The following is a 14,035-nucleotide window of genomic DNA, read 5'->3' on the forward strand; positions in this document are numbered from 1 at the left end:
GAATATATTCAGGAACGGTATCCGTTTTGCATAAAACATCTTCAGAATGAAGCATTGAGCGGTATTGTCTGATCATGTGTAGACAACCTGGCCAGTACTATGCAAGAGATGCGCCATGATTCTCAGTGACTGATTTATTGCCAGAGGGCGTTACTTAGTGCCGTACTGGCAGAAAGCTGCTCCGGCACGGTGCAGTGTGCAGCAAACAGGGGCAAAACAAACGGCTCTGCGGGACGATTTTAGGGGTGGAATCCGCCGTCGGAAAATATCAGTCAGACGTGACACAGGAAAATACTATGACCGTGAAAAGTGCGATTACACAGCTGACGGAAGCAATGAGTGATCTGCCCGCGCCAATTTATCTGCGGGTAAAACAAGCCATTATCAGTCAGATCTCTGAAGGTGTCTGGAAACCTAATCAGAAAATACCTTCGGAAAATGAGCTGGTCAGTAGCCTGGGTGTCAGCAGGATGACTATCAACCGCGCGCTGCGTGAACTGACCAGCGAAGGTTTTCTGCTACGAATGCAGGGCGTCGGAACCTTTGTAGCAGAAAGCAAAGGCTATACCGAGATGCTGGAAGTGCACAATATTGCTGAAGAGATAAAATTGCGCGGCCATCAGCATACCAGTCGTACCATCTGGCTGGAGGAGGTCAAAGCCAGTGCGGAACAGGCTGCATTGCTCGGGCTGCGTGCAGGGCAAAACGTTTTTAGTTCACGGATTATCCATTATGAGAATAGTGTGCCGGTACAGCTGGAAGACCGACTGGTAAATCCACAGGGTGCACCAGACTATCTTAACCACGATTACCAGACTCAAACGCCTTACACCTATCTGATGAATGTGGCACCGTTGTCGGCGGGAGAGCATATTGTCGAGGCAGTTATGGCAGACAGTGAACAACAACAGTTACTGGATATTGATGACCGGGAACCTTGTTTATTGATTCGCCGCCAGACCTGGAGCCAGTCTACGGTGGTGACCTACTCGAAATTTCTCTATCCCGGAACGCGTTATAAGTTACTGGGTAAATTTAGCGGGCGGGGGCAGTGATAAGCAACAACGGGTATCGATAATCCGGAGACTTACTATTTGATTCTCTTCCAGCACCAGAACCAGTTGCTTGTGATGATTTACTAAACAAACTTACTCTCCCGACTCCGTTTATCAACCCCTTGGTCAAATCAGTGATCAGGGTAGCGACAGAGCGGTTTAGCACCGCTCAGAAACGTCCGGCCACAGCCTCATAGTTATCCCGATGCCGTATTGTCATCTAACTGTCTAAAATAATTGTTTATCCTGACTGCTGATTTGTCAGGACCGATTGTTCAGCGAATCACGATGCCCGGACTGGAAAATAAGGGGAGGAGAGTGACCGTAGTTGATTTTACCGGCATTAACACCAGGGGTGTTTAGAGGTTTTTGTGTGCCATTTCGCACTGAATGTACAACCAAATCACGTCTGAACACTATTAGTTACAAAGCAACAAATAATTTGTGCTCAGCCATTAAGTTCTTTGTGACTGATTTATATAGATATGTCGTGAGTATCTGCAAAAATTAACTATTGAGCCCGGGGGTAAAAAAAACTATATTAGCCGCGTTTTATATACATACTTTTTTAACCTATTTTTCAATCCGGCCAACATGAGGTCCGGGTTGTAGGAGAGATATGATGACGGATAAAGTCCGTATTAATACTTTGAGCGCTAATTCATTACCGCAAAGCAATGAAAGCCTTCTGTCCAGACAAGCCAGTTTCGAATCTAATGTCAGAAGCTATCCACGTAAATTACCTTTAGCGATTACCAAAGCGCAGGGTGTGTGGATTACTGATGCAGACAATAAGCAGTATCTGGACTGTCTTGCCGGTGCAGGAACACTGGCTCTGGGCCATAATCACCCGGAAGTGCTTCAGGCCATCCAAAGTGTCATTACCAGTGGCTTACCGTTACATACGCTCGACCTGACAACTCCGTTAAAAGATGAGTTCTCAGCTTACCTGCTTTCGCTGTTACCTGGCGAAGGTAAAGATTATTGCCTGCAGTTTACCGGACCTTCCGGAGCTGATGCGGTTGAAGCAGCACTGAAACTGGCTAAGAAAGCCACTGGTCGCAGCGGCGTTATCAGCTTCTCAGGCGGTTATCACGGAATGACCCACGGTGCCTTATCAGTGACAGGTAACCTGTCACCGAAAGAAGCTGTTGATGGCCTGATGCCGGAAGTTCAGTTTATGCCGTACCCGAGCCTGTACCGTTGCCCACTGGGCATTGGCGGCGAAGCCGGGGTAAAAGCGCTTAGCTATTACTTCGAAAACCTGATCAACGATGTTGAAAGTGGTGTACGTAAACCAGCGGCAGTAATCCTCGAAGCCGTTCAGGGTGAGGGTGGTGTTAACCCGGCCCCGATAGAGTGGCTGCAACGTATTCGTAAAGTGACCCGTGAACACGGCATCGTTATGATTGTTGATGAAGTGCAGGCTGGTTTTGCCCGTACCGGTAAACTGTTTGCCTTCGAACACGCCGGTATCGAGCCAGATATCATTGTGATGTCTAAAGCCGTAGGCGGCAGCCTGCCACTGGCAGTACTTGGCATCAAAAAAGAGATCGATGTCTGGTCACCAGGCCATCACACCGGCACTTTCCGCGGAAACCAGATGGCAATGGCTACCGGCCTGACCACGCTGAAAATCCTGAAAGAAGAGAAAATTGCCGATAAAGTTGCCGCTCAGGGCGAATGGCTGACCGGCAAACTGAAATCTTTACAGCAGCGTTATCCGGTGATTGGTCAGGTTCGTGGACCAGGCCTGATGATTGGTATTGAAATCGTTAAACCACATGAAGCTGCTGACCATATGGGTAGTTTCCCTGCCGATGGTGAACTTTCTGCATTACTGCAGAAGAAATGCTTCGAACAGGGACTGATCCTGGAGCGTGGTGGTCGTAACGGTGCTGTGCTGCGTCTTCTGCCATCCCTGCTGATCACCAACGATGAGCTGGGTATTTTCCTGGATAAATTTGAGCAGGCGCTGTTAAGTGCCGGTGTTCAGCCTGCTTAAGCGGAGCCGTAGTATGTCAGAGTTAAACCCGATCCTTAGCGGATCGGCTGAAAGTGTCGCCGCCTACCAGGCGGCCATTGAACAAAGTTCAAAGGCCGTCGCACAATGGCTGCAACAGCCTGAAATGTACCAGGGGAAAACCGTAGCTGAGTTGCGCGAGCGCATTCAGCTGCAGTTCACCCGGCAAGGGCTGGGGAATGAGTCGGCAATTGCCCGTGCAGTAGATTTATTTCTGCATGACAGTCTGTCGGTACATAACCCGCAGTGTGTGGCGCATCTGCATTGCCCGAGCCTGGTGATTAGCCAGGCCGCGGAAGTGTTGATTAATGCGACCAACCAGAGCATGGACTCCTGGGATCAGAGCCCGTCAGCCACTATCATTGAAGTTAAACTGATTGAATGGCTGCGTGAGCGTGTAGGTTATCCGGCTGGCGATGCCGGTGTATTCACCAGTGGTGGTACACAGAGTAATCTGATGGGCTTAATGCTGGCCCGTGATGCTCACTTCGCTCGTCAGGGGCATTCTGTTCAGCAGGATGGTCTGACCGGAGACCTGAGCAAAATTAAAGTATTTTGTTCAGAGCATGCGCATTTTTCAGTGCAGAAAAACATGGCGCTGATGGGGCTGGGCTATCGTTCAGTCACTCAGGTGAAAACTGATGCCTTCTCCCGTATGGATCTTAATGATCTGCAGGAGAAACTGGCCGAAGCGAAAGCCCGCGGTGAACAGGTAATGGCAATTGTTGCTACGGCCGGAACTACCGACGCCGGAGCTATCGACCCGTTACCGGAAATCACAGCGCTGGCTGCCCGCGAAGGCATCTGGGTTCATGTTGATGCTGCATGGGGAGGGGCGTTAGTGCTTTCTGAGCAGTATCGTCATTACCTGAATGGCCTGGAAGCAGCAGATTCAGTTACTCTGGATTTCCACAAGCAATTTTTCCAGACCATCAGTTGTGGTGCTTTCCTGCTGAAAGATGCACGCCACTATGAACTGATGCGTTATCAGGCAGCTTACCTGAACTCCGATTTTGATGAAGAGCAGGGCGTTCCTAACCTGGTTTCGAAATCATTACAGACTACCCGTCGTTTTGATGCACTGAAATTATGGATGGGACTGGAAGCGCTGGGACAGGCTAAATATGCTGAAATCATCGATGGCGGTGTGACTCTGGCACAGCAGGTGGCTGAATACATTACGACTCAGCCATCTCTGCAACTGGTCATGCAGCCACAACTGGCCAGTGTGTTGTTCCGCTTCACTCCTGCCGCGCCAGTGGATGACGCAGCTCTCGGTCTGCTGAATCAACATATTGGTGATACTTTGCTGGCATCAGGAAGTGCAAACGTTGGGGTAACGGAAGCAGATGGTATTACCTGTCTGAAAATGACGTTGCTGAACCCGATTGTTACTCTGGATGATGTGAAGAAATTACTGGGTAGTGTACAGCAATGTGCTGAACAACTACTAAGTCACTGATAATTCAGTGAAAGAAGCCGGTGACTCAGGTCGCCGGCTTTTTTTAGACTCTATTAGTTACAACATACATATGGTGATCATTCTATGGTGCCAAATGAGATTTAATACCCGCCTGAGGGAACGGTGCGATAAAAACCATCAGCAAGACGTATGACGCCAGATATCTTATTGCTCACGTCAGTTTCTTCACTGTTGATTCACTATCCTGCAGGTTGCCAGCCTTTTTTCTCCATAACCCGGGTGAAATATTAGCGGATTGCCCGGTTTTGACGGGGTAACTTTGGTGCTGCTACGTGAATTCTGCTTCAACTGCTTAGCCTCTCCCTGATGTTTTTCATCACACCGCGACATGGACCCGGGTGTAATTGGTGAGAATTCTTCGATCAGCCCATGTTATGCTGTTGATTATCACAGCATGAACCGACAAATAGCGGGGCAGGTAATGAACGACAAAAAAATGATATCGATCGACCAGTTTACTCCTCAGGAACGCGAAGAGATTGATGTTATTTATCAGTCTTTAGTCGAAAAATACCGTCAGCGAACCAGTAAAGAGCCTGATAGCAAGAAAGATAAAGAGTTCACGCTCGATGCCAGACAGCAGGTAATGGAACTTAAACTGAGTAAAGAAAAAGCGTTAGCTGCTAAAGCCAAAAAACCTGTACGCAGAAAAAAACCTGAATCTTTGTCTGCCAGCGAAGTTTCAGATTTTAACTGGTCGGCATCAGTGGCCAAAGGTCGTCGTCGTTAATTTCACCCTAAGGGCAGCAATATGCTGCCTGAATCTTAAAAACTCATTGCCAGCTGTAATCACTCTTCAATTTATATTTCCCGGCACGCTGCTTTCTGTTTTGTCGGGTATTATTTCGATCCTGAACACGTTATTATAAGTATTCAGGCTATTATGCCGTAGGGTATTTCTTCCAGCCAGCGATGAGGTTAATGATGAACAGTGAACAAAAAATTCTGCAGGCAGCGGAACGTTGCATGCGAGAAAAAGGATTTCATCAGACCTCAATTCAAAATGTTGCTGCCAGCGCAAACGTTAGTGTCGGATTAATTTATAAATATTTCACCAATAAAGACGCTATTATCGAAGCTCTGGTGCTGGATGTTGTCAGGCGCATGAAGCAGCTATTAAATGCCGACTTCGAAAAAATATCTCATTCTTTTCCTGAAATTTATTCAGCAGATGATCTTCTGCCGCCGGCAGTTGAACAGAGCATCGTTTTGTTAATGGAAATTTCGGCTGAATCAACCCGGAATGAACGAATTAGCGATATTATGTATGACGCGTGGAATGATCTTAAACAGAACTTCATTGTTGAAACCCAGGGACGCTATCCCGGGGTTGATGCCAGCGTTATTAATACCAGGCTTTATATGATGTCATTGATTATCGACGGAATAATTATCCGCCGCTGCATGAAGAAAAGTAGTGTTCCGGATGATTTTATGCATTTATTTAATACTATTGCCAGGGAAGTTAATCTGACTGACAGCCGTTAGTTGTGACATGCAGTTGATGACTGAATATTCCATTAATTCTTTTGATTTCATCAGAATTCAATGAGTTATCTGTAAACCTTCGGCAGATGATCCCGTCAGTCAGGAGTATCAGCAACAAGATTTTCTGGCGGCGTGCTTGTTGAGAGCTTTCCGGCATTGAGATTAAAAATTTTTCATCAAGTCCGGCAAATAATTTTTGTTCTGCCCGATTCACGATCTGTCTTACTGTGTCATTACGTGAAGCTTCTGAATAAGTTTCAATTAACAACCTGCGCTGGTCTTCCGGCCATTCATCCCAGAAAGCTGAGTTAATATCAATAATATTGTCTGTCTTAGTTTCTTGTGGAAGATTTTTTAACAAAAATGCACACCAGTGTTCCGTAATATAGCGGATAGACTCATTGACGATTATCTCTTTGCCTGAATAATGACGATATATCTGACCGGCACTTAATCCGCACTCCTGAATAATATCAGCCATGCTGGTACTATGAAATCCTGTCTGGCTAAAACACAGGCTTGCGGCCGAAATTATCTGTTTCCTGCGGCGGGTGGCTAAAAGGTCATCAGGCTTACTCAAGGTATCTCCGACATTGTGTTGAATTCCAGTGTTATTTTTATGCTCAGGTTTAATGACAAAAACCATCGTCTGATATACCCAGGATAAGTGCTAATGTCTGATCAATTTTGTCAGAAAAAATCACAGCAGGGCGATATGAACCGACCCGCTGTAATTCACTTACTGTTTTATCTGTGACTCATTCAAATCAGAACCGCCACCCATCACCTTATATAAAGTGATTAGGTTGACATAATAAGCTTCCTGAGTCGTAACCAGACTGGTCCGTGCGGTATACAACGTCCGCTGCGCAGTCAACGCGTCCAGATAAGTATCAATCCCGTTACGATATCGTAAATCGGCAAGGTGATAGTAGGTCTGTGATGCTGCTACATTTTTCCGTTCACGGTCTAACTGTTCATCAATTGTGCCGCGACGGGCCAGGGCGTCAGCAACCTCAGAAAATGCTGTCTGAATGGTCTTTTCGTAGGTTGCAACATACAGCTCTTTTTCCGCTTTGGTGTATTTTAAGTAAGAGACATTGTAGCCGCCACTGAAAATTGGCAGTGAAATACTGGGCGCAAATGACCAGATTCCCGCACCATTTTTAAATAATGAACTCAGCTCAGAACTACCAACACCGCCACTTGCGGTCAGTGAGATTGAAGGGAAGAAATTTGCCCTTGCCGCGCCAATGCTGGCATTAGCAGATTTAAGGTTATGCTCTGCTTCCAGCACATCTGGCCGGTTTTCCAGTACCGCAGAAGTGATCCCACCAGGAACTTCACGCAATGCCTGACCAATCGACTCGATATCTTTTGGTAACAGGTTTTCTGGTACGCTCTGTCCCACCACCAGATCCAGGGCATTTTTGTCCTGAGCAACATCAGTGGTGTAACTGGCTACATCGGCAGCCGCCGACTGGTAGGTGGTTTCTGCGGAAGAAACATCCACCATCGAAGCAGTACCGTGATCCATCTGTTTTTGTGTGACTTCCCACGACTGACGGGCACTTTCAGCTGTCTGTCTGGCAATCTCGAGATTACTGCGGTCAGCAGCCAGCAACAGCCAGTAGTAGACGGTGTTATATAATACCGTCAGTCGTGTACTGCGGGCACCTTCCAGTGTACCGAGGTAGGTTTCATACTGTTCACGGGTCAGACTTTGATTTTTACCAAACAGATCCAGTTCAAACGAACTGGTGCTTCCTTCCGCGCTGTAACTGCTGCTGAGGGCTGTCTGATTGCCTTCTCCGGTCAAAGCACGGGAGCGGGTTCCGCTAAGGCCGGCAGTAACGGTCGGGAACAGATAGGAACGTTCCTCTCCATACTGCGCATGAGCCGCTTTCACACTGGCAACCGCTTCACGTAAATCGCGGCTACTGTTGAGTGACATGGCCACAACCTGACGTAACTGATCATTCAGGACATAATCACGCCATGCCAGAGAGCGATAATTATTAGTGTTGGTATCCTGCAATTTGTTATAGGCATCACCGGCCGGCAGTTGGTTGCTGACCGCCCCAGTGGGGCGATCATAATGCGGATCCAGTGAAACACACCCTGCCAGAAAGCAGGGTAAAAAGAGCATTAAGGCTTTTGCTGACATATCATTCTCCTGCCTTATCTACAGAGGCTTGCGATTCGTCATCCTTTGGAAGCCCCGGGAAGCGGCGACGAACTAAAACAAAGAACAGTGGCACAAAGAAGATAGCCAGTAAGGTTGCTGTGATTGTCCCGCCAATGATGCCGGTACCAATTTCGATACGACTGTTGGCACCAGCTCCTGAAGAAATGGCCAGTGGGAATACCCCTGCGGTAAATGCCAGTGATGTCATAATGATTGGTCGCAGACGCATAGAGGCGGCATGAACGGCAGCTTTAACCAGTCCTTCGCCTTTCTGGTAATTCTCTTCCGCAAATTCAACAATCAGAATGGCGTTTTTCGCCGACAAACCGATGATGGTCAGTAACGCAACCTGGAAGTAAACGTCATTTTCCAGCCCACGCAGGGTCACCGACAGTAATGAACCAAGCACTCCCAACGGAACGACCAACATGACAGAGAAGGGAATAGCCCAGCTTTCATAAAGTGCAGCCAGACACAGGAATACCACAATCAGCGAAATGGCATACAATGACATCGCCTGACCGCCGGACAGTTTTTCCTGATAAGACAATCCGCTCCAGGAGAAGGTCGCGCCGGATGGCAGCTTGGCTGCCAGTTTTTCCATGGCATTCATTGCTTCACCTGAACTTTGACCTGCAGCAGCTGAACCTTCAATCTCGTAGGAAGAAAGGCCGTTGTAGCGTGACAGCACATCCGGACCATAGGTCCAGTGAGAGCTGGCGAAGGCCGAGAAAGGCACCATGGTGGCATCGCCTGAGCTGTCTTCTCCGCGCACATACCAGCGGTCGATATCCTCAGGTTTACTCCGGTACTGTTCATCCCCCTGCATATACACTTTCTTCACCCGTCCACGATCAACGAAGTCATTGACGTAGGAGCCACCGATAGCATCTCCCAGGGTGGTATTAATATCACTGATAGTTAATCCCAGCGCCTGAGCTTTCTGATCATCGATATCTACCTGTAACTGAGGTAAATCGGGCAGGGTGTTGGCACGTACTGCGCTCATTGCAGGATCTTTATTAGCCTCAGCAATCAGCTGGTTGCGCCAGGCCAGCAGTTGATCCCGGCTGGTTGCTCCGCGCCCCTGCAGTTCGAATGTAAAGCCATCAGACTGGCCAAGACCCGATACAGAGGGTGGTGTCAGAACGAAAATCTGCGCATCACGAATCGATGAGAGGTTTGCCATGGCTCTGGCAGCTATCGCATTGGCGGTATTTGCAGCGCCCGGACGATCGCTCCAGTTCTTCAGTGCAATAAATCCAATACCGGCGTTCTGGCCACTGCCTGAAAAGCTGAAGCCATTGACCAGCATGCTGACGTTGACGTTGTTTTTCTCTTTGGTGGAAAAGTACTCCTGCACCTGACGGCGAACTTCAGACGTACGGTTATCCGTGGCTCCCGGTGCCAGCTGGTACTGCACCATGATATAACCCTGGTCTTCGGTCGGCAGGAAGCTGGTCGGCAGGCGGGTATATAAGACAGCACAGCCAATCACCAACACGCCATAGACCAGCATATAACGCCATTTGCCAGCAATGACACGGCCTACACCATTCTGATAGCGCGACTGAACTTTATCGTAACTGCGGTTAAACCAGCCAAAAAAGCCTTTCGAGGTGCTTTCAGAATTATGAGGTTTAAGGATAGTGGCACATAACGCAGGGGTAAGGGTCAGTGCGACAATCACAGACAACACCATTGAGGAGACAATAGTGATGGAGAACTGCCGGTAAATAACCCCGGTTGAGCCACTGAAAAAGGTCATTGGCAGGAATACCGCCGACAGCACCATCGCAATACCAATCAGTGCGCCGGTGATTTCTTTCATCGATTTCTCGGTGGCTTTGCGGGGAGACAGGCCTTCTTCACGCATCACGCGCTCAACGTTTTCTACCACCACGATGGCGTCATCAACTAATAGCCCGATGGCCAGTACCACCCCGAACATCGTCAGGGTATTAATGGAATAGCCAAATACGGCCAGTACCCCAAAAGTACCAAGCAGAACTACCGGTACCGCGATAGCAGGGATTAAGGTGGTACGGATGTTTTGCAGGAACACAAACATCACGATAATCACCAGAATAATCGCCTCAATCAGGGTTTTTACTACTTCCTCGATAGATATTTTGACGAAATCGGTACTGTCCATCGGATACGCAACTTCGTATCCGGCGGGCATGCTGCTACGGAAAGTATCAACTGCCGCTTTGACTTTCTCTGCAGTGGTCAGGGCATTAGCACCCGAAGCCAGCTGAACTGCCATCCCTGATGCCGGATGTCCGTTAGCCAGTACGTTGGCACTATAATCTTCATCACCCATTTCGACGCGAGCGACATCACTCAGATGTACCAGTGACCCGTCAGTCTCACTTTTGAGCACAATATTGCGGAACTGTTCAGGGGTTTGTAACCGGGAACGGGACTGCACGGTGGCGACTAATTGCTGTTCTTTTCCTGAGGGCAGCGAGCCTAACTGACCCGAAGAGACCTGGGTATTCTGAGCTTCCAGCGCGGTTGCCACGTCTGATGGCATCAGAGAGTAGGATGCCAGTTTTACCGGGTCCAGCCAGATCCGCATGGCATATTCACCACCAAACACCTGCACTGTGCCCACCCCTGACACACGCGCCAGCGTATCTTCCATATTACTGACCAGATAATCAGAAATATCAGAGGAGGTACTTTTATTGGTTTTATCATACAGGGCCAGCACCAGCAGGAAGTCACTCTGGGCTTTTTCTACGGTCACACCCTGATCTGTAACCGCAGTTGGCAGGCGGCTTTCCGCTTGTTGTACTTTGTTCTGGACCTGAACCTGAGCAATATCGGGGTCAGTTCCCTGCTGGAAGGTGACATTGATTTTCACCTGGCCGGTTGATGCGGTACTGGTAGAACTGAAATAGAGCAGCCCGTCCAGTCCGGTCAGTTGTTGTTCAATGACCTGGGTAACACTGCTTTCCAGAGTAGCGGCGGAGGCACCGGTATACGTTGCCTGAATACTAATCTGCGGAGGGGCAACATCCGGATACTGGGCAATCGGCAGACTGCGGATACTCAGTACCCCGAACATCATAATGCAGATTGCGATTACCCATGCAAAAACAGGGCGGCGAATAAAAAACTGAGCCAGCATAATTAGTTGTCTCCGTTTGTCGCTGTAGTGGCATCCGGATTGACTTCAACCGGTTTTACGGTCATCCCGGCCTGGACTTTAGCGGTGCCCTGAACGATCAGACGATCCCCGTCTTTCAGTCCACTATTAATCAGCCACTTATTGCCAATGACCTGAGTCGTTGCCACAGACCGGTTTTCAACTTTATTCTCTGAATCGACAACTAACGCGGTAGCGTCACCTTTGGCATCGCGGGTAATGCCTTGTTGCGGGGCCAGAATGGCATCTGTTTTCACGCCATTGGTTACACTCGCCCTGACATACATTCCGGGTAACAGAATATGTTGAGGGTTAGGGAAGATGGCCCGCATAGTCACGCTTCCGGTCGATTCATCAACCGCAATTTCGGTAAGCTCCAGCTTCCCGGTCTGGTTATATGTGGAACCATCTTCCAGCTTCACTGTGACCGGAACGGTATCCGTTTCCTGCTTCAGAGAGCTTTTTTGTTGACGCAATTTCAGCAGTTGCATGCTGGATTGAGTAAGATCGACATAGATAGGGTCAAGTGTACGGATGGTGGCCAGCGCAGTTGACTGGCTGGCTGTCACTAATGCACCAGGCGTGACCGATGAAATACCAATCCGGCCACTAATCGGAGCCGTGACTCGCGTGTAGTTAAGATTAATTCGCGCGCTTTCTACCGCGGCCCGGTACTGTTCAACGGAAGCAACATTTTGCAGATAAGTAGCTTCTGCATCATCAGCATCCTGTTTTGACACTCCGTTTTCTTTGACCAGAGCAGCATAACGTTGCGCTTTTAATTTGCTGCTTTTTACCACGGCCTGAGCATATTTTAATTCAGCCAGAGCCTGATCATAAGTGGCCTGATAGGTGGCGGGGTCAATCTGATAGAGAACCTGACCGGCCTTAACATCATCACCTTCAGTAAACAGACGTTTTTGGATAATCCCTCCGACCTGAGGGATTACCGCTGAAACCATAGTTCCTGTGACACGCCCGGTAACATCACTGTTAATATTCACAGGTTGCGTATGCAAAGTAGTTACGCCGACTTCTGTAACAGCAGCTGCTTGCTGAGTAGAACTACTCTGGTCGCAACCGGCACATAATAATACCAGCCCTGCGATAACACTGCGCTGAATTGACTTCATGATTAATCCTGTAGTGAACGTTCATTCCCATTTGTCAGATTAACAAATCTACACATCTGTGTATGTCAGGAAAATGAAAAAGAACTCACAAAATTCAGTGGCCCCCGGCAGTGTCAGAAGGAAACAGCTTTTCAACTGCCAGCAAACAGGCTGCTAAGCGATAAGTATCAGAAGAGATGGAACAGGGTGGTGATTAACTAACGGACTGTTTCTAATGTTTTTTTTTGAAGAGTGACAGCGGAGTTACCGCTGTCACTGGTGTATAGCGGATCAATACTGATCAGTTGCTGGTCCAGTAGGTACCGTTTTCAGGAAGAGACAGAAATTGCTGATTCATTTGCTGCAGAGTGCGGGCAGGGGAAACATCCTGAAATAACTGAGGATGGAAGATAACGGCGAACTGTTCAACTGCCAGTAAGTGCCAGGGACTCATATAAAAGTTTTGCCACAGCGCGAAAGCCTGGTGGTTTTTAACCGCGGGCAGCAGGGCAAGAGTACTATTTTTGTTCAGTGCCGCAGTAAAAGAATTTTTTGCCTGATCTGCCGTGACATCCGGCCCCAATTGTAACTGGTCAGGATGATCAGGACCGGAAGAACCAGTCGCAATGTAGATATCTGGTTTCTCCACCAGCAGAGTTTCAGGGCTGACCTTACCATACACAGCAGGGAAATGGCCGGCAGCAATATTATCGCCACCTGCAAAAGCCATCATATCCGCCAGGTTACCATGTGCTACGGTCGTACAACAATCTCTGTTGCGGTCCAGATGCAGTTGTAAAAACACCCTGGGTTTCCGGCCTTGCCAGTGCTCCAGTCGGTCATGAATAATCTGCATATGCTGTTGATAAAACTTAATAAATCTTTCCGCCTTGGGCTGATCATCGAGAGCTTCTCCCAGTGTTCTCAGACTGCTGACAGTATTCGCCAGCGGATTAACGCGAAAGTCGAGAAAGATGACCGGAATATGCGCGGCAGACAGTTGTTGTAACAACGAAGAACTGTCAGGCGGAGTGCGGGCATACACTGGAAAAATGACCAGATCGGGCCGAAGTGAAATGATCTTTTCAGAGTTAAGTTGTGAAAAATTAGAATTGCCAATTAATGGAATATCGGCAATTTTTGGCCATGCATGCAAGTAGCGCTGCCATGTCTGATTATCAAAATTGCGCAAATCTGCTGGCCAGCCAACCACCCGTTTCGCAGGATTACCGTCCTCAACCAATGCTAAGGTATACAACATGCGGCTTTCACCCAACACAATACGCTGTGGATTATCAGGGACTGTGACCTGACGTTGCAGGCTGTCGGTGACAACTTTGCTCTGTGCGATAAAAGGGGCCATCAGCAGTAGTGTCGCGACAAGCATATTTTTTCTGAAAACTGGCTTAAACATAATAAGTTCCGGCAATACGGGGGCAACAGTATCAGAAAAAACACCTCTGAAAACAATAGAAATGCGTCCCATTCTCTGTTGGAAAGCCATCGGCATCTGCAATGACCGCAGTTTT

Annotated in this window: 10 protein-coding genes; 5 read left to right on the forward strand and 5 right to left on the reverse strand. The window is 48.3% G+C overall.

What is annotated here, in order from left to right; genetic code table 11:
- Positions 1-296 precede the first annotated feature (296 nt).
- From hutC to A7K98_RS09730, 5 genes are all read left to right on the forward strand, one after another.
- Positions 297-1,055: a histidine utilization repressor gene (gene hutC / locus A7K98_RS09710; RefSeq protein WP_087488377.1), complete on the forward strand. Its 759-nt coding sequence runs from the start codon at positions 297-299 to the stop codon at positions 1,053-1,055.
- A 619-nt stretch (positions 1,056-1,674) separates the two neighbouring features.
- Positions 1,675-3,060 (forward strand): diaminobutyrate--2-oxoglutarate transaminase, encoded by a 1,386-nt coding sequence (locus A7K98_RS09715; RefSeq protein WP_087488378.1) that lies wholly within the window; start codon positions 1,675-1,677, stop codon positions 3,058-3,060.
- A 13-nt stretch (positions 3,061-3,073) separates the two neighbouring features.
- Complete coding sequence (locus A7K98_RS09720; RefSeq protein ID WP_087488379.1) at positions 3,074-4,540, forward strand: pyridoxal phosphate-dependent decarboxylase family protein; 1,467 nt, start codon at positions 3,074-3,076, stop codon at positions 4,538-4,540.
- A gap of 442 nt (positions 4,541-4,982) precedes the next feature.
- Entirely contained in the window at positions 4,983-5,291 is a 309-nt protein-coding gene (locus A7K98_RS09725; RefSeq protein WP_087490446.1) for a hypothetical protein, read from the forward strand.
- Positions 5,292-5,482: 191 nt separating this feature from the next.
- On the forward strand, positions 5,483-6,049 hold the full coding sequence (locus tag A7K98_RS09730) for a TetR/AcrR family transcriptional regulator (RefSeq protein WP_232461615.1): 567 nt from the start codon (positions 5,483-5,485) through the stop codon (positions 6,047-6,049).
- On the opposite strand, the gene A7K98_RS09735 is transcribed toward A7K98_RS09730, so the two are convergent.
- From A7K98_RS09735 to A7K98_RS09755, 5 genes are all read right to left on the reverse strand, one after another.
- Positions 6,027-6,695 (reverse strand): TetR/AcrR family transcriptional regulator, encoded by a 669-nt coding sequence (locus A7K98_RS09735; RefSeq protein ID WP_232461616.1) that lies wholly within the window; start codon positions 6,693-6,695, stop codon positions 6,027-6,029. The genes A7K98_RS09730 and A7K98_RS09735 overlap by 23 nt on opposite strands.
- 93 nt (positions 6,696-6,788) lie before the next feature.
- Positions 6,789-8,216, reverse strand: a complete 1,428-nt coding sequence (locus A7K98_RS09740) for an efflux transporter outer membrane subunit (RefSeq protein ID WP_087488381.1) — start codon at positions 8,214-8,216, stop codon at positions 6,789-6,791.
- A gap of 1 nt (position 8,217) precedes the next feature.
- Positions 8,218-11,376 (reverse strand): efflux RND transporter permease subunit, encoded by a 3,159-nt coding sequence (locus A7K98_RS09745; RefSeq protein ID WP_087488382.1) that lies wholly within the window; start codon positions 11,374-11,376, stop codon positions 8,218-8,220.
- Positions 11,377-11,378: 2 nt separating this feature from the next.
- Positions 11,379-12,527 carry an efflux RND transporter periplasmic adaptor subunit gene (locus tag A7K98_RS09750; protein ID WP_087488383.1) on the reverse strand — a complete coding sequence of 383 codons (1,149 nt, stop codon included), beginning with the start codon at positions 12,525-12,527 and terminating at the stop codon, positions 11,379-11,381.
- Between the two features lie 280 nt (positions 12,528-12,807).
- Complete coding sequence (locus tag A7K98_RS09755; protein WP_087490448.1) at positions 12,808-13,920, reverse strand: ABC transporter substrate-binding protein; 1,113 nt, start codon at positions 13,918-13,920, stop codon at positions 12,808-12,810.
- Positions 13,921-14,035: the final 115 nt, after the last annotated feature.

The sequence above is a fragment of the Tatumella citrea genome, from assembly GCF_002163585.1.
Taxonomy (GTDB): domain Bacteria; phylum Pseudomonadota; class Gammaproteobacteria; order Enterobacterales; family Enterobacteriaceae; genus Tatumella; species Tatumella citrea.

What these genes read in the sequence shown, in the direction of transcription:
- hutC (WP_087488377.1), top strand. Translation starts at nt 297, where the DNA reads ATGACCGTGAAAAGTGCGATTACACAGCTGACGGAAGCAATGAGTGAT.
- A7K98_RS09715 (WP_087488378.1), top strand. Translation starts at nt 1,675, where the DNA reads ATGATGACGGATAAAGTCCGTATTAATACTTTGAGCGCTAATTCATTA.
- A7K98_RS09720 (WP_087488379.1), top strand. Translation starts at nt 3,074, where the DNA reads ATGTCAGAGTTAAACCCGATCCTTAGCGGATCGGCTGAAAGTGTCGCC.
- A7K98_RS09725 (WP_087490446.1), top strand. Translation starts at nt 4,983, where the DNA reads ATGAACGACAAAAAAATGATATCGATCGACCAGTTTACTCCTCAGGAA.
- A7K98_RS09730 (WP_232461615.1), top strand. Translation starts at nt 5,483, where the DNA reads ATGATGAACAGTGAACAAAAAATTCTGCAGGCAGCGGAACGTTGCATG.
- A7K98_RS09735 (WP_232461616.1), bottom strand. Translation starts at nt 6,695, where the DNA reads ATGGTTTTTGTCATTAAACCTGAGCATAAAAATAACACTGGAATTCAA.
- A7K98_RS09740 (WP_087488381.1), bottom strand. Translation starts at nt 8,216, where the DNA reads ATGTCAGCAAAAGCCTTAATGCTCTTTTTACCCTGCTTTCTGGCAGGG.
- A7K98_RS09745 (WP_087488382.1), bottom strand. Translation starts at nt 11,376, where the DNA reads ATGCTGGCTCAGTTTTTTATTCGCCGCCCTGTTTTTGCATGGGTAATC.
- A7K98_RS09750 (WP_087488383.1), bottom strand. Translation starts at nt 12,527, where the DNA reads ATGAAGTCAATTCAGCGCAGTGTTATCGCAGGGCTGGTATTATTATGT.
- A7K98_RS09755 (WP_087490448.1), bottom strand. Translation starts at nt 13,920, where the DNA reads ATGTTTAAGCCAGTTTTCAGAAAAAATATGCTTGTCGCGACACTACTG.